The sequence below is a fragment of the Streptomyces sp. NPDC047853 genome (assembly GCF_043204535.1).
Classification (GTDB): Bacteria; Actinomycetota; Actinomycetes; order Streptomycetales; family Streptomycetaceae; genus Streptomyces.
In genome coordinates this window covers 22,059-41,475 of record NZ_JBIDCI010000006.1, presented here as the reverse complement: position 1 = coordinate 41,475, position 19,417 = coordinate 22,059, and the positions used below count along the sequence as shown (strand labels likewise).

Here is a 19,417-nt window from a genome sequence, read left to right as displayed (position 1 = left end):
GACGGGTAGCCCCCGCGCGCTGTCACACCCCACCGGTACCGTCGCACCATGCCCAACCAGTCCGAGGCCGCCCCCGGCGAACGGCGGCTCGCCACCCTCGAAGGCGTCCTGGAACGCATCACGTACGCCAACGAGGAGAACGGCTACACGGTCGCCCGCGTCGACACCGGCAGAGGCGCCGGCGACCTGCTCACCGTCGTCGGCGCGCTGCTCGGCGCCCAGGCCGGCGAATCCCTGCGGATGGAGGGGCGCTGGGGGTCCCACCCGCAGTACGGCAAGCAGTTCCACGTCGAGAACTACACGACCGTCCTCCCGGCCACGGTCCAGGGCATCCGGCGCTACCTCGGCTCGGGCCTGGTCAAGGGCATCGGCCCCGTCTTCGCCGACCGGATCACGCAGCACTTCGGCGTGGACACGCTCCAGATCATCGAGGAGGAGCCCAAGCGGCTCATCGAGGTCCCCGGCCTCGGTCCCAAGCGGACCAAGAAGATCGCCGACGCGTGGGAGGAGCAGAAGGCGATCAAGGAGGTCATGCTCTTCCTCCAGACCGTCGAGGTGTCCACGTCGATCGCGGTCAGGATCTACAAGAAGTACGGCGACGCGTCCATCTCCGTCGTGAAGAACCAGCCCTACCGGCTGGCGTCCGACGTCTGGGGCATCGGATTCCTCACCGCCGACAAGATCGCCCAGTCCGTCGGCATCCCGCACGACAGCCCGGACCGCGTGAAGGCGGGCCTGCAGTACGCCCTGTCGCAGGCCACCGACCAGGGACACTGCTACCTCCCCGAGGAGAAGCTCATCGCCGACGCGGTGAAGCTGCTCCAGGTGGACACCGGGCTCGTCATCGAGTGCCTCGCCGAGCTGGCCGCCGAGCCCCAGGACGGCGAGGATCCCGGCGTCGTGCGCGAGAAGGTGCCCGACCCGCAGGGCGGCGACCCCGTCACCGCCGTGTACCTGGTCCCCTTCCACCGCGCCGAGCTGGCCCTCTCCGCCCAGCTCCTGCGCCTCCTGCGCACCGGCGAGGACCGGATGCCCGGTTTCCGGGACGTGGCCTGGGACAAGGCGCTGACCTGGCTCAAGGCCCGTACCGGCGCCGATCTCGCCCCCGAGCAGGAGGCCGCCGTCAAGCTGGCGCTCACCGAGAAGGTCGCCGTCCTCACCGGCGGGCCGGGCTGCGGCAAGTCGTTCACCGTCAGGTCGATCGTCGAGCTGGCCCGCGCCAGGAAGGCGAAGGTGGTGCTCGCCGCGCCCACCGGCCGCGCGGCCAAGCGCCTGGCCGAGCTGACCGGCGCCGAGGCCTCCACGGTCCACCGCCTGCTGGAGCTCAAGCCGGGCGGCGACGCGGCCTACGACCGGGACCGCCCGCTCGACGCCGACCTCGTCGTGGTCGACGAGGCCTCCATGCTCGACCTCCTGCTGGCCAACAAGCTGGTCAAGGCCGTGCCCCCGGGCGCCCACCTGCTCTTCGTCGGGGACGTGGACCAGCTGCCCAGCGTCGGCGCGGGCGAGGTGCTGCGGGACCTGCTGGCCCCCCGCAGCCCCGTACCGGCCGTGCGGCTCACCCGGGTGTTCCGCCAGGCCCAGCAGTCGGGCGTCGTGACCAACGCCCACCGGATCAACGCGGGGCAGCACCCGCTCACCGACGGCATGAAGGACTTCTTCCTCTTCGTCGAGGACGAGACCGAGGAGGCGGGGCGGCTCACGGTGGACGTCGCCGCCCGACGCATCCCCGCGAAGTTCGGCCTCGACCCGCGCCGCGACGTGCAGGTCCTCGCGCCCATGCACCGGGGCCCCGCCGGGGCCGGCGCGCTGAACGGGCTGCTCCAGCAGGCCGTCACCCCGGGGCGGCCGGACGTGCCGGAGAAGCGGTTCGGCGGTCGGGTCTTCCGGGTCGGCGACAAGGTCACCCAGATTCGCAACAATTACGACAAGGGTGAGAACGGCGTCTTCAACGGCACCGTCGGCGTGGTCACCTCGCTCGACCCGGTGGACCAGCGCCTCACCGTGCTGACGGACGAGGACGAGGAGGTTCCGTACGACTTCGACGAACTGGACGAGCTGGCCCACGCCTACGCGGTGACCATCCACCGCTCCCAGGGCAGCGAGTATCCGGCGGTGGTGATCCCCGTGACGACCGGCGCCTGGATGATGCTCCAGCGGAACCTGCTGTACACGGCGGTCACCCGGGCCAAGCAACTGGTCGTCCTCGTCGGCTCCCGCAAGGCGATCGGACAGGCGGTGCGTACGGTCTCGGCCGGCCGACGCTGCACGGCGCTCGACTTCCGGCTGACGGGCTCCTGATCCACAGACCCTCCCGTGACCCGCCCCGCCCTGTGAAAAAATGATCGATCAAACGAGTCGGAAAGGTCACAGAGCACTTCCGGAAGGGAAGGAGAGGGGGCAGGATGAGCAAGTTGGCGGCACTGAGTGCCGCCAATAGGCCCGATGGTCGACCCCGAGTGCACTCTCCTGAGCCAAGTGGGGGATGGTAGAGACAGTCAGGGCACCTCGAAGATGAGGCACTACGTCGGTGAGGGAAGACGTGAGCGACAACTCTGTAGTACTGCGGTACGGCGACGGCGAGTACACCTACCCGGTGATCGACAGCACCGTCGGCGACAAGGGCTTCGACATCGGGAAGCTCCGCGCCCAGACCGGTCTGGTGACGCTGGACAGCGGTTACGGCAACACCGCCGCCTATAAATCCGCCATCACGTATCTGGACGGCGAGGCGGGCATCCTCCGCTACCGCGGCTACCCGATCGAGCAGCTGGCCGAGCGCTCCTCCTTCGTGGAGGTCGCCTACCTGCTGATCAACGGCGAGCTGCCCACGGTCGACGAGCTCACCGCGTTCAAGAACGAGATCACGCAGCACACCCTGCTGCACGAGGACGTCAAGAACTTCTACAAGGGCTTCCCGCGCGACGCCCACCCGATGGCCATGCTGTCGTCGGTCGTCTCGGCGCTGTCGACGTTCTACCAGGACAGCCACAACCCGTTCGACGAGCGTCAGCGCAACCTCTCCACGATCCGGCTGCTCGCCAAGCTCCCGACGATCGCGGCGTACGCGTACAAGAAGTCGATCGGCCACCCGTTCGTCTACCCGCGCAACGACCTCGGCTACGTCGAGAACTTCCTGCGCATGACGTTCTCGGTGCCGGCGCAGGAGTACGAGCTCGACCCGACGGTCGTCTCCGCCCTGGACAAGCTGCTGATCCTGCACGCGGACCACGAGCAGAACTGCTCGACCTCCACGGTCCGCCTGGTCGGCTCCTCGCAGGCCAACATGTTCGCGTCGATCTCCGCGGGCATCAACGCCCTGTGGGGCCCGCTGCACGGCGGCGCCAACCAGTCGGTGCTGGAGATGCTCGAGGGCATCCGCGACAACGGTGGCGACGTCGACACCTTCATCCGCAAGGTGAAGAACAAGGAGGACGGCGTCCGCCTGATGGGCTTCGGCCACCGGGTCTACAAGAACTTCGACCCGCGCGCCAAGATCATCAAGGCCGCCGCGCACGACGTCCTCTCCGCTCTCGGCAAGTCCGACGAGCTGCTGGACATCGCGCTGAAGCTGGAGGAGCACGCGCTCTCCGACGACTACTTCGTCTCGCGCAGCCTCTACCCGAACGTCGACTTCTACACCGGCCTGATCTACCGGGCCATGGGCTTCCCGACCGAGATGTTCACGGTCCTGTTCGCCCTCGGCCGGCTGCCGGGCTGGATCGCCCAGTGGCACGAGATGATCAAGGAGCCGGGTTCCCGTATCGGCCGCCCGCGCCAGATCTACACGGGCGTCGTGGAGCGCGACTTCGTGCCGGTCGAGGAGCGCTGAGCGTCCTCTTCGAGGCTTGCGGACCCCGTACCCGACCCCCCGGTCGGGTACGGGGTCCGTTGCTTTCCCGTGGTTCCGGACGTTCCCATGGGCCGGGCACGGCCGGGAAACAGCGAAAGGCGCCCCGGCGCCGGTCCCCCCACGGGCCGACGAACCAGGGCGCCTTCCCATGTCCCGGTGCGGATTCCCCCCACGGGATCCGGCCGGGCGTCTGTGAGGACAGCGCCTGAATCGCTGTGCTGAACCGGCGGGCGAACCCGCCCGCCTGTCGTGTGCCTGTCGTGTGTCCGTCGAATGTCTCGTGCGGTCTGCCGGGACAGCGCACGACCGGGAGGGCCGCTCAAAGCTTCCCGGTGTACGTGTCCCGGCAACGCAGCTCTGGGAATGTCCCCCAAGACGTCCCCAGATGTCAGGTGGCGCCCCCCAAGACGCTGCCTGACATCGCCAACTTAGACCTTCGAACCCCTTAGATGGTTACGTTCGCATCACTGTGATCTGCGTCTCTTGCATATGTCCGTTAGGTGCGCAAGGGCCCCGATACGTCGAACGGTACCCAAGCGTAAGGAAGATGCGCGAGCCTTGTGAAGAGCTTATGTGAGGCGCGCGCAGGACTCCAGAGGGGTCCGGGCATCGAGACCTCAGCGAAACGCCCGCAGCCGGAGGCTGTTGGTGACGACGAAGACCGAGGAGAACGCCATCGCCGCCCCCGCGATCATCGGGTTCAGCAGTCCGGCGGCGGCCAGTGGCAGCGCGGCCACGTTGTAACCGAAGGCCCACACGAGATTGCCCTTGATCGTCGACAGGGTCCGCCGGGAGAGCCGGATCGCGTCCGCGGCCGCCCGCAGGTCCCCGCGCACCAGCGTCAGGTCGCCCGCCTCGATCGCCGCGTCCGTCCCCGTGCCCATCGCCAGCCCCAGATCGGCGGTGGCCAGCGCGGCCGCGTCGTTGACGCCGTCCCCGACCATCGCGACCGTACGGCCCTCGGCGCGCAGCCTCTCCACCACGGCGACCTTCTCCTCGGGCAGCACCTCGGAGATCACCTCGTCGACGCCGACGGCCCGGGCGACCGACTCGGCCACGCGCCGGTTGTCGCCGGTCAGCAGGACCGGGGCGAGCCCCAGCCGGCGTAGCTCGGCCACCGCCTCCGCGCTGGTCTCCCTGACCGTGTCCGCCACGGCGACGACCCCACGCGCCACGCCGTCCCAGCCGACCACGACGGCCGTACGGCCCCGCCTCTCGGCCTCGTCCCTGGCCCGGGCGACCTCGGGCGGCAGGACGTCGTAGAGGCGCCCCACGGCCACCTGGAGGCCGTCCACGCGCCCGCGTACGCCGCGACCGGGGACGTTCGTGAAGTCCTCGACCCCGGGGAGCGGGCCGAGGCGCTCCTCGGCGCCGGCCGCGACCGCGCGGGCCACGGGGTGCTCGGAGGCGTGCTCGACGGCGCCCGCGAGCCGCAGCACCCGTTCCTCGTCGGTGCCCTCGGCGGCGTACACCTCGTGCAGGGTCATGCGGCCCGTGGTGACGGTGCCGGTCTTGTCCAGCACGACCGTGTCCACCCGCCGCGTGGACTCCAGGACCTCGGGGCCCTTGATGAGGATGCCGAGCTGGGCGCCGCGGCCCGTGCCGACCATCAGGGCCGTCGGCGTGGCCAGGCCCAGGGCGCAGGGGCAGGCGATGATCAGCACGGCGACGGCGGCGGTGAACGCGGCGACCGTGTCACCGGTGGCGCCCAGCCATCCGCCGAAGGTGGCGAAGGCGATCAGCAGCACGACGGGTACGAAGATCCCGGAGATCCGGTCGGCGAGCCGCTGCACCTCGGCCTTGCCGCTCTGCGCGTCCTCGACCAGCTTCGCCATCCGGGCCAGCCGCGTGTCCGCGCCCACCCGGGTCGCCTCGACCAGCAGCCGGCCCGCGGCGTTGACCGTCGCGCCGGTGACGGTGTCGCCGACCGCCACGTCCACCGGCACCGACTCGCCGGTCAGCATGGAGGCGTCCACGGCCGAGGCACCCTCGACCACCGTGCCGTCGGTGGCGATCTTCTCCCCGGGCCGTACGACGAACCGGTCGCCGACCGCGAGCCGGGCCACCGGGACGCGTACCTCGCGCCCGTCCCGCAGGACCGCGACGTCCTTCGCGCCCAGCTCCATCAGCGCCCGCAGCGCGGCCCCGGCGCGGCGCTTGGAGCGGGCCTCCAGCCAGCGGCCGAGCAGCAGGAAGGCGGTGACACCGGCGGCGGCCTCCAGGTAGATCGCGGAGGCGCCGTCCGTGCGGGAGACGGTGAGGTCGAAGCCGTGCCGCATGCCCGGCATGCCCGCGTCGCCGAGGAACAGCGCCCACAGGGACCAGCCGAACGCCGCGAGCGTGCCGAGCGATACGAGGGTGTCCATGGTGGCCGCACCGTGCCGGAGGTTCTTCCACGCGGCGCGGTGGAAGGGCAGCCCTCCCCACACGACGACGGGCGCGGCGAGGGTGAGCGAGAGCCACTGCCAGTTGTCGAACTGGAGCGCCGGGACCATGGCCAGCAGCACGACGGGCGCCGCCAGCAGGGCGCAGACCACGAGGCGCCCGCGGAGGGCGGCCGGCCCAGGGTCGCCGTCGTCGCCGGCGTCAGCGTCCGGGTCGCCCGCCGCGTCGGCCGGCTCCGGGGGCGGCGCGGGCTCCTCGGCGGTGTACCCGGTCCTGACGACGGTCGCGATCAGGTCGGCGACCCCGGTGGTCGCCGGGTACGTGATCCGGGCCTTCTCCGTCGCGTAGTTCACCGTGGCGGTGACGCCGTCCATGCGGTTGAGCTTCTTCTCGACGCGAGCCGCGCAGGAGGCGCAGGTCATCCCGCCGATGAGCAGTTCGACCTCGGCGAGGTCCGGCGCGGCGGCCGGGCCGCCCGTGGACGCCTCCGCGGTGGCACCGCGGGCGGCGGTGTCGGGCGCGGTGGTGCCGGACGCGACGGCGTCGGACGCGGTGGGGTCGGGCGCGGTGGTGCTGGTCATGGTCCAGGCTCCTGACGGCCGGCCGGACCGCGCGCGGCCCGGCCGGAGGGGCTGTGGGTGCTGCCGGGGTGCGGCGGTGCCGCTCAGGCCCTGCCGACGAGTTCGAAGCCCGCCTCGTCCACGGCGGCGCGTACCGCCTCGTCGTCGAGGGCGGCCTCGGAGACGACGGTGACCTCGCCGGTCGAGGCGACGGCCTGCACCGAGCCGACGCCCGGGATCTCGGAGATCTCGCCGGAGACGGCGCCCTCGCAGTGTCCGCAGCTCATTCCGCTCACCTTGTAGACGGTGGTGACGGAGCCCTGGGTGTCGGTCTGGGCGGTCATGTCGTTACTCCTCGTCGGGGCGTGCCGGGCGGGTACCCGTGATCCGGCGTGGACCACGTACCCCCACTGTACCCCTAGGGGGTATGGGCTTCGCAGGGCCTGCCGTGTGATGGGGGACGGGTAGCGGGAGTGCCGGTACGGGAGTGAGGGTGGCGGATGCGCGCGGTGGTGTTCGAGCGGTTCGGGGAGCCGGCCGAGGTGCGTGAGGTGCCCGACCCGGAGCCCGCCGCGCACGGCGTCGTGGTCCGCGTCGGGGCCACCGGGCTGTGCCGCAGCGACTGGCACGGATGGCAGGGCCACGACCCGGACATCGCCCTGCCGCACGTGCCCGGGCACGAACTCGCCGGTGTCGTCGAGGCGGTCGGCGACCGGGTGACGGGATGGCGGCCCGGTGACCGGGTGACGGTGCCCTTCGTCTGCGCCTGCGGAAGCTGCGGTGCCTGCGCGGCGGGCGACCACCAGGTGTGCGAGCGGCAGACCCAGCCGGGCTTCACCCATTGGGGGTCCTTCGCCGAGTACGTGGCGCTCGACCACGCCGACGTCAACCTCGTCGCCATACCCGAGGACATGTCCTTCGCGACGGCGGCCTCGCTCGGCTGCCGGTTCGCCACGGCGTTCCGGGCCGTGGTCCAGCAGGGGCGGGTCGCGGCGGGGGAGTGGGTCGCGGTGCACGGCTGCGGCGGCGTGGGCCTGTCCGCGGTGATGATCGCCGCCGCCTCGGGCGCGCGGGTCGTCGCCGTGGACGTGTCGGCCCGGGCGCTGGAGCGGGCGCGCGAGTTCGGCGCGGCCGCGTGCGTGGACGCGACCGCCGTGCCCGACCCCGCGGAGGCGGTGCGCGAGCTGACCGGCGGGGGTGCCCACCTCTCCCTGGACGCCCTCGGCTCACCGGTCACCTGCGCCGCGTCCGTGAACGGCCTGCGCCGCCGTGGCCGGCACGTGCAGGTCGGCCTGCTGCCCTCGCCGACCGGCACCACGCCGGTCCCCATGGCCCGCGTCATCGCCCTGGAGCTGACCCTCCTCGGCAGCCACGGCATGGCCGCGCACACCTACCCGCCGATGATGGAACTGGTCCGTACGGGGGTGCTGCGGCCCGAGCGGCTCGCGACGGCCACGATCCCGCTGGACGCGGCCCCCGCGGCCCTCTCGGTCATGGACACGGCACCCGGGGCGGGCGTGGTGGTCGTCCTGCCGTGACCGCGGCCCCCGGGTCCTCGCGGCCGGGCCCCCGGGTCCTCGCGGGCGGGCCCGCGGGGCGCCCGCGGTGGGCGGCCCACTCGGCGTCGAAGGCGGCCGTCAGTAACTCGTCGACCCGCGCGCGTCCTGCCGCTCCGCCTCCCGCCGCGCCCCCTTCACCGTCCCGCACGGCCGCAGGGCCGTCCTGCGGCCGTGCGGGACGGGTCCCAGCGGGCAGTCCACGGGCGGCACCGCGCCCCACCGGGCGGTGGAGCGCGGAACGCCCTTCCGGCCGTGCGGGGCGCCGGCCGGCCTATCGCTTCCGGTTGCGGGGCCGGGAGGCCACCCAGGCCCGGATCGTGTCCGCGTACCAGTAGGGCTTTCCGCTCTCCACGTGGTCGGGCGGGGGCAGCAGCCCGTGCTTGCGGTACGACCGCACGGTGTCCGGCTGTACCCGGATGTGGGCCGCGATGTCCTTGTAGGACCAGAGCCTTCGGTCGGTCACGTGCACCTCCCCGCGCGCACCGCGGCGGCGACCGGGGACGGCCGCCAGGGGGGAGCCGGGCGCTGCGCTGGCGATCACCAAGCCTGTGCGGAGAGAACGACGTCGGGTGAGGGGCGGTCAGGGGCCGTTCCCGGGTGTGACGGAAGACCCGCGTGCGCGTGACATCCGTGACGGGAGGGGCGTCTTTGTGACAGGGATGCCGCAAAGGCGTAAGCCGGAGTCCGGGCGTGGCGCGTTGACTTGGGCGGCCGGCGGTGTTCCCCGCGCCCGGGCGGGCGGCCACCCGGAGCATGTCGCTCGCTCTGTCGTCCGAATGTCCGGACAAAACATTGACAGGGCGCACGCACGGGGCTAGAAACCGGGGGAGACGCAACGGCGGACGGGCGGACGGGCGGACGGACGGGCGGACGGACGGACGACGGCGGGCACGACCGCCAGGACCGCCGAGACCGCCTGGACTGCCTGAACCGCCTGAACCGCCTGAACCGCTACGACCGGTACGACGTGCACGACGGGCACGAAGGGGAACGCGATGGCGCGCACTACCTGGCCGCCGGGGCCGGGATGCGCGCCCGCCGGTTCCCCCACGAAACGCCTCCGGCGCGGGAAGGCCGCTTCGCCCTGGCAGGAGCGAGGCACGAGCGCCGACTCCCCGCTCGCACCGGCCCCGCGCCGGAGGTTCCCGCGTCCCGCCGGCGTGCCGGCCGCCCGCACTGCCCCAGGTGTCTACGCGGACACCCGAACCGCATACACAGTGTCGGGCGCGTCCCGAGCGCCCGGCTGCTGGGATGGACCCATGGCCGAGACCATGGCCCGATCGCCGCGGACCGCGCGCCGATCGTCGCCGGTCACGGCCCGTGAGCTGGACCAACGGCACGTCTCGACCCGTCGCCGCCATCTGTGAAGGAGTTCTCGGTCATGACGAACATCGTCAACCACTGGATCGGCGGCAAGACCGCCGAAGGCGCCTCGGGATCGTACGGGCCGGTGACGAACCCGGCGACCGGCGTGGTCACCACGAAGGTGGCCTTCGCCTCGGTCGACGAGGTGGACGCCGCGGTGGCCGCGGCCAAGGACGCCTACCTGACGTGGGGCCAGTCCTCGCTGGCGCAGCGCACCTCGATCCTCTTCTCGTTCCGGGCGCTGCTGGACGCCCACCGCGACGAGATCGCCGGCCTGATCACCGCCGAGCACGGCAAGGTGCACTCCGACGCGCTCGGCGAGGTCGCGCGCGGCCTGGAGATCGTCGACCTGGCCTGCGGCATCACCGTGCAGCTCAAGGGCGAGCTGTCGACGCAGGTCGCCACCCGCGTCGACGTGGCCTCGATCCGCCAGCCGCTCGGCGTGGTCGCCGGCATCACGCCGTTCAACTTCCCGGCGATGGTGCCGATGTGGATGTTCCCCCTCGCCATCGCCTGCGGCAACACCTTCGTGCTCAAGCCGAGCGAGAAGGACCCGTCGGCCGCGATGAAGATCGCCGAGCTGCTCTCCGAGGCCGGTCTGCCGGACGGCGTCTTCAACGTCGTGCACGGCGACAAGGTGGCCGTGGACCGGCTGCTGGAGCACCCGGACGTCAAGGCGGTCTCGTTCGTCGGCTCGACGCCCATCGCCCGGTACATCCACACCACCGCCTCCGCGAACGGCAAGCGCGTCCAAGCCCTCGGCGGCGCCAAGAACCACATGCTGGTGCTGCCGGACGCCGACCTCGACGCGGCGGCGGACGCGGCCGTGTCCGCGGCCTACGGCTCGGCCGGCGAGCGCTGCATGGCGATCTCCGCGGTCGTCGCGGTCGGCGCCGTCGGCGACGAGCTGGTGCGGAAGATCCGCGAGCGCGCCGAGAAGATCAAGATCGGTCCGGGCGACGACCCGGCCTCGGAGATGGGCCCCCTCATCACCGCGGCGCACCGCGACAAGGTGGCGTCCTACGTCGAGGGCGCGGCGGCCGAGGGCTGCGAGGTCGTCCTGGACGGCACCGGACTCACGGTCGACGGGCACGAGGACGGCCACTGGATCGGCATCTCCCTGCTGGACCGGGTGCCGACCACGGCCAAGGCCTACCAGGACGAGATCTTCGGCCCCGTCCTGTGCGTGCTGCGCGCCGAGACCTACGAGGAGGGTCTGGCCCTCATCAACGCCTCGCCGTTCGGCAACGGCACCGCGATCTTCACCCGGGACGGCGGCGCGGCCCGCCGCTTCCAGCTGGAGGTCGAGGCCGGCATGGTCGGCGTGAACGTGCCGATCCCGGTCCCCGTGGGTTACCACTCCTTCGGCGGCTGGAAGGACTCGCTCTTCGGCGACCACCACATCTACGGCAACGACGGCACGCACTTCTACACCCGCGGCAAGGTCGTCACCACCCGCTGGCCGGACCCGTCCGACGCCCCGGCGGGCGTCGACCTGGGCTTCCCGCGCAACCACTGAGCCACCGCGGTGCCCGTGTCCCGGCCGGGGACACGGGCACCGTCACGCCGTCTCAGCCCTGCTGCGCCCCGGCGTCCTTCACCTCCTGGGTGAGGTCGCCGGTCTGCGCGGCGGGCGGGGCCACGATCTCCTTGGTGGCGCCGAACTTGTCGAAGTCCATGGTGACCTTCATGGCGCCGAACTCCTGCGTCATGCGCACCGGGAGGTCCTTGCCGCCCACCCAGACGTCCATGGTGACGGTGGTGGAGCCGCCGGTCATCTGGCCGAACAGGTTCCCCTCGTCGCCGTAGGCGTTCTTCAGCCTGCCCATGTCGTCCTGGTCGAGAACGGCCCGGTAGTGCGTCGTGGAGCGGCCGTTGACCGTCTCCCGACCGAGGTCCTCGACATCGTCGGCGTACTTCAGCCCCTTCATGGACGCGGACGGGCTGCCGCCGGCCGACCCGCTGAGCGCGTCCGCGCCCGCGTCGCCGAACACGGCCGACCCGTCGATCCGCATCCACTCCTTGCCCGCGAGCGGGCCGGACGGCTGCGGGTCGATGTCGTAGTAGTAGGCGCCGTCCACGAACAGCGTGCGGACCGTCGGGGAGGCCGTGAGCGCCTGCATCTGCGCGGCCTCGGTGTCCATCTCGACGTCGAAGGCGTAGCCGTCGCCCCACGAGTACGTGCCGTCCATGGAGATCGGCTCGCCCGGGCCCAGATCGGTCGACATCCGGACCTCCGCGGAGCCCAGCTCCTCGGTCCGGTCGGTGGCCCGGGAGAGCGCCGCCATGATCGTGTCCGTCCGGCTCACGGCCGTGTCGGCCGCCTTGTCGGCGGTCTCCGCCGCCGTCTTCGCGCCCTGCGAACCGCACGCCGTCGCCGCGACCATCGCCGCCGCGGTCAGCCCCACCCAGGACGCGGTGTACCTCAGCTTCATGAGTCCCCACCCAGTGCCGTGTTCCTGTGATTCACCTGTGCCGAGGACTGTACCGGGCACCACCGACAGCGTCCGGATACCGGACGACGGCACCTTTTTTTGCCCCGCCCCCTACGGTTCCCGCACGCCGCAAAGGTCTTCTGACTCAAGGGGCATCGTGCGGTTTACCGGTGTCCAAGCGGCTTGGAACAACGGTTTCCGTAGGTAAACAGCCATTGACGCGGCGGTTTTCGTCGGGATTCCATCTGGCGTCGGGAGCGGACGAGAACCACGTACGAGCAAGCCGCCGGAGGCGATAGCGCTCCCGCCCGAACCACGCCGCCCGAGTCGATCGGAACCGCTCCATGACCGACACGCTCCGCCCCGCCGAGACCGCAGCCACAGCGCCCCCCGACCTTCCGGCACCGCCGGAGTCACGGACGCTCAAGCGTTCCATCGGGGTCGTCGGCGGCACTCTCCTGACGCTCTCGTGCGTGACCCCCGCCTCCACGCTGTTCGTGGTGGTCCCCGACCTGTTCGGCTCGCTCGGCACCGCCACCGCCCTGACCATCGCCATCGGCTCCCTCCTCTGCATCGCCGTGGCGTTCTGCTACTCGGAACTGGGCACCCTCATCCCCAGCGCGGGCGGCGAGTACGCCATGGTGTCGACCCTGGCCGGGCGGCTGGCGGGCTGGCTGGTCTTCGTGCTGTCCCTGCTGGTCGTCATGATCGTGCCGCCGGTGATCGCGATGGGCACGGCCGACTACCTCGCCCCGATCGTGCACCTCGACCCGTCCGTGGCGGGCGCCGGCGTCATGCTGCTCGCAACCCTGGCAGGCCTCCTCGACCTGCGGGCCAACGCCTGGATCACCGGCGTCTTCCTCGTCCTGGAGGTCATCGCCGCCGCCGTCGTCGCGGTGCTGGGCTTCGCCCACGCGGAGCGCGGTCCCGGCAGCCTCGCCTCCCTGGAGGTGGCCGGCGCGGACGGCGGCGCGGACCCCGTGACGGCGATGCTGGTCGTCTCCGGGCTCGCCATCGCCCTGTTCGTCACCCAGGGCTTCTCCACCGCCGTCTACCTCTCCGAGGAGTTGGAGAACCCGCGCCGCAACGTCGCCCGCACGGTGTTCGCCACCCTCGCCATCTCCGCCGTGATCATCCTGGTCCCGGTCGTCGCCATCACCCTCGGCGCCTCCGACCTCGCGGAGCTGACCGGCGGCGACATCGGCGCCATGGTCACCGCCTGGTCCAACTCGGCCGTCGGCACCTTCGTCAGCCTCTGCGTCGCCCTCGCCATCATCAACGCGGGCATCGTCATGGTCATCCAGAACTCACGCGTCCTGTTCGCCTCGGCCCGCGACAAGGCCTGGCCCGCCCCGGTGAACGGCGTCTTCTCCAAGCTCGGCCGCTTCGGGTCCCCTTGGGTCGCCACCCTCGCCGTCGGCGTGCCGGGCGCCCTGCTGTGCTTCGTCGACCTGGACACCCTGTACGGGGTCACGGGCGTCTCCGTCACCGGCATGTACCTGCTCGTCGCGGTCGCCGCCCTGCTCTGCCGGCGCGGTGCCCACCGGCACGCGCACGCGTGGCGCATGCCCCTGTGGCCCGTCGTGCCGGTCCTGCTGATCGTGGTCCTCGCCTACATCCTGACCCAGCAGGAGACCGGCCACCTGCTGTGGACCGGCGGCATCACCGCCGCGGCCACCCTGTACTGGGCCCTGTACCTGCGCCCGCGCCGCGACACGCGCTGGCTGGTGACCGTCCCCGACGACGTCCGGGAGCCCGCCCGGCCGTGACGCCGTCCGCAAGCCGCCCTACCGCGCCCGCGGTACGCGGGACCGGCCGCGTACTTCCCTGGGAGGGGCGGAGGTTCGGCCCCCGGACTGCCCCGGTTGTCGGCGGCGGCCCGTACCGTTGACACATGGATCTTCGACTGCCCCGCGTGCGAGGGCTGCTACGGGGGCCGCGGCGGATTCTCTGCGCCGCGGCCGCCGTCGTCGTACTCGCCGGAGCCGGGACCTGGACGGCCGTCGCCGGCGACGACCCGCCCCCGGTGCACCGCACCGACCGGACCCTGGCGGTGGGCGACGGAGTGCGCCTGGACACCTCGTACTTCACGGCGGGTTCCGGCGGCCGGCGCCCGGCCGTCCTGCTCGCGCACGGCTTCGGCGGCAGCAAGGACGACGCACGCGAGCAGGCGAAGACCCTCGCCCGCGACGGGTACGCGGTGCTGACCTGGTCGGCGCGCGGCTTCGGCAGGTCCACCGGCAGGATCGGGTTGAACGCGCCGGACGGCGAGGTCGCCGACGTGTCCCGGCTGATCGACTGGCTGGCGAAGCGGCCGGAGGTCCGGCTGGACCGGCAGGGCGACCCGCGCGTGGGCGTGGCCGGCGGTTCGTACGGCGGGGCCGTGGCCCTGCTGGCCGCCGGGCACGACGCCCGGGTCGACGCCATCGCCCCCGCCATCACCTACTGGAACCTAGCGGACGCCCTCTTCCCGAACGGCGTCCTCAAGAAGCTGTGGGCCGGCCTCTTCGTCAACCTGGGCGGCGGCTGCGAGGAGCTCGACGCCACCCTCTGCCGGATGTACCAGCGCGTCGCCGAGCAGGGGGCGCCGGACGCCGAGGCGGTGAAGCTCCTGGAGGAGCGCAGTCCGCAGGCCGTCGGCGACCGCATCGACGTGCCCACGCTGCTGATACAGGGACAGACCGACTCCCTCTTCCCGCTCGGCCAGTCCGACGCCGCCGCGAAGGCGATCCGGGCCAACGGAGCCCCCGTCGAGGTCGACTGGGTCTCGGGCGGGCACGACGGCGGCGACATGGAGACGGACCGCGTCCAGGACCGCATCGGGACGTGGTTCGACCGCTATCTGAAGGACGACGAGTCCGCCGGCACCGGCCCCGCCTTCCGCGTCACCCGCACCCTCGGCGCCGGCACCGGCGACGGAGAACCGCGCCTGGAGGGCGTGAGCGCCGACTCCTACCCCGGCCTCACGAGCGAGCCGCAGGCGATCGCCCTGCGCGGACGCGAGCAGCGCTTCGACAACCCGGCCGGCGCCAGTCCGCCCGCCGTCTCCGCCGTGCCCGGCATCGGCGGCTCCGGCGGCCTCTCCCGGCTCTCCTCGCTCGGCGTCGGCATCTCCCTGGAGTTCCCCGGCCAGTTCGCCGCCTTCGAGTCGGCGCCCCTGGAGGAGGATCTCCAGATCACGGGCTCGCCCACCGCGACCGTGCACGTGAAGTCCACCCGCGACGACGCCGTGCTCTTCGCCAAGGTGTACGACGTGGGGCCCGGCGGCACCCAGCAGATCCTCCCCGCCCAGCTCGTCACGCCCCTCAGGGTGGAGGACGCCAAGGCCGGCAAGGACGTGACGATCACCCTGCCGGCCGTCGACCACGAGGTCGAGGACGGCCACCGGCTGCGCCTGGTCCTCTCCTCCACCGACCTCGCCTACGCCTCTCCGGCAGCCCCCGCCACCTACACCGTCTCCCTCAAGGGCGACCTGAAGGTGCCGACGGCGCTCGGCGGGACCGGCCAGGTGGCCGGGCTGCCCGCCTGGGTCTGGTGGGCGCCCCTCGCCGGAGCGGCGGTGGCCGCGGCCCTGCTGCTGACGGCCCGCCGGCGCACCACGGCCCCGCCGCCCGACCCCGCGCTGGCCGGCGTGCCGCTCCAGATCACCGACCTGACCAAGCGGTACGCCAGGTCCACCGACCGGTACGCGGTCCGGGACCTGTCCTTCCGGGTGGAGCAGGGCCAGGTACTCGGCCTGCTCGGACCTAACGGCGCCGGCAAGACGACGACCCTGCGCATGCTGATGGGCCTCATCACGCCCGACGGCGGCGAGATCCGCGTCTTCGGCCACGCCATCGCGCCCGGCGCCCCCGTGCTCTCCCGCGTCGGCGCCTTCGTCGAGGGCGCGGGCTTCCTGCCGCACCTGTCCGGCCGCGAGAACCTGGAGCTCTACTGGCGGGCCACCGGCCGCCCGCCCGAGGACGCCCACCTCGACGAGGCCCTGGAGATCGCCGGCCTCGGCGAGGCACTCGCCCGCGCCGTGCGCACCTACTCCCAGGGCATGCGCCAGCGCCTCGCCATCGCCCAGGCCATGCTCGGCCTTCCCGACCTGCTGATCCTGGACGAGCCGACCAACGGCCTGGACCCGCCGCAGATCCGCGAGATGCGCGAGGTGATGATCCGCTACGCGGCGGCCGGCCGCACCGTGATCGTCTCCAGCCACCTGCTGGCCGAGGTCGAGCAGACCTGCACCCACCTGGTGGTCATGGACCACGGCCGGCTGGTGCAGGCCGGCCCGGTCGGCGAGATCGTCGGCTCCGGCGACACGCTGCTGGTCGGCACCACCGCGCCCGTCGACGCGCCCCTCGTCGAGAAGGTCGCCGCCCTGCCGGGCGTGGCCTCGGCCGTCCGCACCGACGAAGGCCTCCTGGTCCGCCTCGACGCCGCCGCCGAGGGCACCGCCCGCCGCCTGGTCGCCGACCTCGTACGCCTGGACGTGCCCGTGGAGTCGGTGGGCCCCCACCGCCGCCTCGAGGACGCGTTCCTCACCCTGATCGGAGACCCGGCATGAGCACGCTGGCCGAACGCGCCGAGCCCGCCGGCCCCCGGGAGGTCGCCGAGGGCTACCGCGCGGGCCGCACCCTGCCCGTGCGGGTGGAGCTGGTCCGGCAGCTCAAGCGGCGGCGCACGCTCGTCATGGGCGGCATCCTGTTCGCCCTCCCGTTCGTGCTGCTCGTCGCCTTCCGGGTCGGCGGCGGACCGGAGGGCGGCGGCAACCAGGTCAGCCTGATGGACTCGGCCACCGCCTCGGGGGCGAACTTCGCCGCGGTCAACCTCTTCGCCTCCGCGGGCTTCCTCCTCGTCGTGCCCGTCGCCCTGTTCTTCGGGGACACGGTCGCCTCGGAGGCGAGCTGGTCCTCGCTGCGCTACCTGCTGGCGGCGCCGGTGCCCCGGGCCCGTCTGCTGTGGTCCAAGCTGGTCGTCGCGCTCATCCTCAGCCTCGCCGCCATCGTCCTGCTGCCGCTGGTCGCGCTCGCCGTCGGCACGGTCGCCTACGGCTGGGGGCCGCTGGAGCTGCCCACCGGCGGCAGCCTCCCCACCGGCACGGCGGCCGAGCGCCTCGCCATCACCGTGGCGTACGTCTTCGTCTCGCAACTGGTCACCGCCGCCCTGGCGTTCTGGCTGTCCACGAAGACGGACGCACCGCTCGGCGCGGTCGGCGGCGCGGTCGGCCTGACCATCATCGGAAACGTCCTGGACGAGGTGACCGCCCTCGGCGACTGGCGGGACTTCCTGCCCGCGCACTGGCAGTACGCCTGGCTCGACGCGGTCCGGCCCCAGCTGGACTGGACCCGCCTCATCCAGGGCACCTCGCTGTCGGTGACGTACGCCCTCGTGCTGTTCGCCCTGGCCTTCCGGGGGTTCGCCCGCAAGGACGTCGTCTCCTAGCGCCGGTCGGACAGGCCCTGGCCCCCGCCCTCCCGCCGCGCACACACGGGTGCCCCTCCCGGGGCGCCCGTCGGCGTCGACGCGCGAAGACACCGACCCGGTCACCGGAGGGTCACCCACCGGTCTCGGCCGCCCGCCGCCGTGCCCCTTTCGAGACGCACCCGTGACGCCACGCACCGCACGTTCCGCCCCGCCGCGCCGTCACCGTCACGTACACCGGCGTCAACGGAACCAGGGGGCACGGAAGATGAAGCGGTACCGGACACGAAGGCCGATCGGCGCGCTGCTCGCGCTCACGGCGGCGGGCGGCCTGCTGCTCACCGGCTGCCAGGGCGACGACGCGGCACAGGGAGCGAAGGACACCGCGTCCGACTCCCGGGGAGGTTCGGCCCCGCTCCCGGCGCCCGACCGCCCCCGCGGCGAGGACGGACAGCGCCCCGACGGAGGCGACACCCCACCCGGGACGGGAGAGGCGCGTGACGCCGCCCCCGACCACCTCTCCACCTTCGCCCTCGACGTCGACACCGCCTCCTACGGGTACGCCCGCCGCACCCTCTCCGAGGGCCGGCTGCCCGATCCGTCGACGGTCCGCCCCGAGGAGTTCGTCAACAGCTTCCGTCAGGACTACGACCGTCCCGGCGCCGACGGCTTCTCCGTGACCGTGGACGGCGCCCGCACCGGCGAGGAGGACTGGTCGCTGGTCCGGGTGGGGCTGGCCACGCGGAGCGCCGAGCGGGAGGGCGAACGCCCGCCCGCCGCCCTCACGTTCGTCATCGGCGTCTCCGGCTCCATGGCCGAGCCCGGCCGCCTCGACCTGGCCCAGGAGTCCCTCGGCACGATGACCGACCGGCTGCGCGTCGACGACTCGGTCGCGCTCGTCACCTTCAGCGACGAGGCCGAGACCGTGCTGCCCATGACCCGGCTCGGCGACCACCGCGGCCGGGTGCACAAGGCCATCGACAGCCTGGAGCCGGCCGACTCCACCAACCTCGGCGCGGGCGTCGACACCGGCTACGCCACGGCCGTCGAGGGCCGCCGCGCGGGCGCCACCAATCGCGTCGTCCTCGTCTCCGACGCCCTCGCCAACACCGGCGACACCGACGCGGACGCCATCCTCGAACGCATCGCGGACGCCCGCCGCGAGCACGGCGTCACCCTGTTCGGCGTCGGTGTCGGCAGCGACTACGGCGACGCCCTGATGGAGCGCCTCGCCGACCAGGGCGACGGCCACACCGCGTACGTGTCGGACACCGAGGACGCCCGCGAGGTGTTCTGCGAGCAACTGCCCCGCCACATCGAGCTGACCGCCCGCGACGCCAAGGCCCAGGTCGCCTTCGACCCCGAGGCGGTCGCCGAGTTCCGCCTCGTCGGCTACGAGAACCGCGAGGTCGCCGACGACGACTTCCGCGACGACCGCGTCGACGGCGGCGAGGTCGGCCCCGGCCACACGGTCACCGCCCTGTACGCCGTCCGCGTCCGGCCCGGCGCCGACGGCCGGCTCGCCACGGCCACCGTCCGCTGGCTCGACCCCCGCACCAGGGCCCCGCACGAGGAGTCCGCCGACATGGAGACCGGCGACCTCGACGACTCCGTCTGGGAAGCGGACCGGGGCCTGCGCGTCACGGCGACCGCCGCGTACTTCGCCGACGCGCTGCGCTCCTTCGGCGACGACCGGCACGGCTCCCTGCCGGGCGCCCCGGGCCTCGGCCGGCTCGCCGAGCACGCCGGGACACTGGCCGACCGCACCGAGGACGAGGACGTCCGGCGACTGGCCGAGGCGATCGCGACGGCGGACCGCCTGACGACCTGACACACCGCGCCCGGGTTGAC

General features: G+C 72.8%; 12 protein-coding genes and 2 pseudogenes. 10 read left to right on the top strand and 4 right to left on the bottom strand.

The window, feature by feature from the left end; genetic code table 11:
* Positions 1-48: 48 nt before the first annotated feature.
* Together ACGF5T_RS13705 and ACGF5T_RS13700 are read left to right on the top strand one after the other, a co-directional pair.
* On the top strand, positions 49-2,301 hold the full coding sequence (locus ACGF5T_RS13705) for an ATP-dependent RecD-like DNA helicase (protein ID WP_366767302.1): 2,253 nt from the start codon (positions 49-51) through the stop codon (positions 2,299-2,301).
* Positions 2,302-2,542: 241 nt separating this feature from the next.
* Positions 2,543-3,832 carry a citrate synthase gene (locus tag ACGF5T_RS13700; RefSeq protein ID WP_053131172.1) on the top strand — a complete coding sequence of 430 codons (1,290 nt, stop codon included), beginning with the start codon at positions 2,543-2,545 and terminating at the stop codon, positions 3,830-3,832.
* 638 nt (positions 3,833-4,470) lie between these two features.
* Here the strand turns inward: ACGF5T_RS13700 and ACGF5T_RS13695 are convergent.
* Together ACGF5T_RS13695 and ACGF5T_RS13690 are read right to left on the bottom strand one after the other, a co-directional pair.
* Positions 4,471-6,819, bottom strand: a complete 2,349-nt coding sequence (locus ACGF5T_RS13695; protein WP_366767303.1) for a heavy metal translocating P-type ATPase — start codon at positions 6,817-6,819, stop codon at positions 4,471-4,473.
* A gap of 83 nt (positions 6,820-6,902) precedes the next feature.
* The gene (locus ACGF5T_RS13690; RefSeq protein WP_356603573.1) at positions 6,903-7,142 is read right to left on the bottom strand and encodes a heavy-metal-associated domain-containing protein; all 240 of its coding nucleotides are present in this window, start codon (positions 7,140-7,142) and stop codon (positions 6,903-6,905) included.
* Positions 7,143-7,298: 156 nt separating this feature from the next.
* Here ACGF5T_RS13690 and ACGF5T_RS13685 point away from each other — a divergent pair, with 156 nt between their 5' ends.
* Positions 7,299-8,336, top strand: a complete 1,038-nt coding sequence (locus ACGF5T_RS13685; protein WP_366767304.1) for a zinc-dependent alcohol dehydrogenase family protein — start codon at positions 7,299-7,301, stop codon at positions 8,334-8,336.
* A 292-nt stretch (positions 8,337-8,628) separates the two neighbouring features.
* Here the strand turns inward: ACGF5T_RS13685 and ACGF5T_RS13680 are convergent, their stop codons facing one another.
* Entirely contained in the window at positions 8,629-8,820 is a 192-nt protein-coding gene (locus tag ACGF5T_RS13680) for a MerR family transcriptional regulator (protein ID WP_366768979.1), read from the bottom strand.
* Between the two features lie 560 nt (positions 8,821-9,380).
* On the opposite strand from ACGF5T_RS13680, the pseudogene ACGF5T_RS13675 reads away from it, so the two are divergent.
* The 3 genes and pseudogenes from ACGF5T_RS13675 to mmsA form a co-directional block, all read left to right on the top strand.
* Positions 9,381-9,525: pseudogene (locus ACGF5T_RS13675) on the top strand (5-deoxy-glucuronate isomerase); the annotation flags it as partial.
* Positions 9,524-9,724: pseudogene (locus ACGF5T_RS13670) on the top strand (hypothetical protein); the annotation flags it as partial. The pseudogenes ACGF5T_RS13675 and ACGF5T_RS13670, both read left to right, overlap by 2 nt.
* A gap of 14 nt (positions 9,725-9,738) precedes the next feature.
* Positions 9,739-11,241 (top strand): CoA-acylating methylmalonate-semialdehyde dehydrogenase, encoded by a 1,503-nt coding sequence (gene mmsA, locus ACGF5T_RS13665; protein ID WP_356603569.1) that lies wholly within the window; start codon positions 9,739-9,741, stop codon positions 11,239-11,241.
* 52 nt (positions 11,242-11,293) lie between these two features.
* Here mmsA and ACGF5T_RS13660 read toward each other — a convergent pair whose 3' ends face one another.
* Positions 11,294-12,157, bottom strand: coding sequence for a hypothetical protein (locus ACGF5T_RS13660; protein ID WP_366768980.1), 864 nt, complete (start codon positions 12,155-12,157; stop codon positions 11,294-11,296).
* A 344-nt stretch (positions 12,158-12,501) separates the two neighbouring features.
* Between ACGF5T_RS13660 and ACGF5T_RS13655 the strand changes: the two genes are divergently transcribed.
* The 4 genes from ACGF5T_RS13655 (at position 12,502) to ACGF5T_RS13640 (ending at position 19,397) form a co-directional block, all read left to right on the top strand.
* Entirely contained in the window at positions 12,502-13,926 is a 1,425-nt protein-coding gene (locus ACGF5T_RS13655; RefSeq protein ID WP_366768981.1) for an APC family permease, read from the top strand.
* Between the two features lie 125 nt (positions 13,927-14,051).
* Entirely contained in the window at positions 14,052-16,709 is a 2,658-nt protein-coding gene (locus ACGF5T_RS13650) for an alpha/beta fold hydrolase (RefSeq protein ID WP_366768982.1), read from the top strand.
* Entirely contained in the window at positions 16,706-17,587 is an 882-nt protein-coding gene (locus ACGF5T_RS13645; protein ID WP_356603545.1) for an ABC transporter permease, read from the top strand. Before ACGF5T_RS13650 ends, ACGF5T_RS13645 begins: the two co-directional genes overlap by 4 nt.
* Positions 17,588-17,834: 247 nt before the next feature.
* On the top strand, positions 17,835-19,397 hold the full coding sequence (locus ACGF5T_RS13640; RefSeq protein WP_366768983.1) for a von Willebrand factor type A domain-containing protein: 1,563 nt from the start codon (positions 17,835-17,837) through the stop codon (positions 19,395-19,397).
* Positions 19,398-19,417 lie beyond the last annotated feature (20 nt).

Bases quoted from the DNA above. Each gene is read 5' to 3' on its own strand.
- ACGF5T_RS13705 (WP_366767302.1), top strand. From the start codon at position 49: ATGCCCAACCAGTCCGAGGCCGCCCCCGGCGAACGGCGGCTCGCCACC.
- ACGF5T_RS13695 (WP_366767303.1), bottom strand. From the start codon at position 6,819: ATGACCAGCACCACCGCGCCCGACCCCACCGCGTCCGACGCCGTCGCG.
- ACGF5T_RS13690 (WP_356603573.1), bottom strand. From the start codon at position 7,142: ATGACCGCCCAGACCGACACCCAGGGCTCCGTCACCACCGTCTACAAG.
- ACGF5T_RS13685 (WP_366767304.1), top strand. From the start codon at position 7,299: ATGCGCGCGGTGGTGTTCGAGCGGTTCGGGGAGCCGGCCGAGGTGCGT.
- mmsA (WP_356603569.1), top strand. From the start codon at position 9,739: ATGACGAACATCGTCAACCACTGGATCGGCGGCAAGACCGCCGAAGGC.
- ACGF5T_RS13660 (WP_366768980.1), bottom strand. From the start codon at position 12,157: ATGAAGCTGAGGTACACCGCGTCCTGGGTGGGGCTGACCGCGGCGGCG.
- ACGF5T_RS13655 (WP_366768981.1), top strand. From the start codon at position 12,502: ATGACCGACACGCTCCGCCCCGCCGAGACCGCAGCCACAGCGCCCCCC.
- ACGF5T_RS13650 (WP_366768982.1), top strand. From the start codon at position 14,052: ATGGATCTTCGACTGCCCCGCGTGCGAGGGCTGCTACGGGGGCCGCGG.
- ACGF5T_RS13645 (WP_356603545.1), top strand. From the start codon at position 16,706: ATGAGCACGCTGGCCGAACGCGCCGAGCCCGCCGGCCCCCGGGAGGTC.
- ACGF5T_RS13640 (WP_366768983.1), top strand. From the start codon at position 17,835: ATGAAGCGGTACCGGACACGAAGGCCGATCGGCGCGCTGCTCGCGCTC.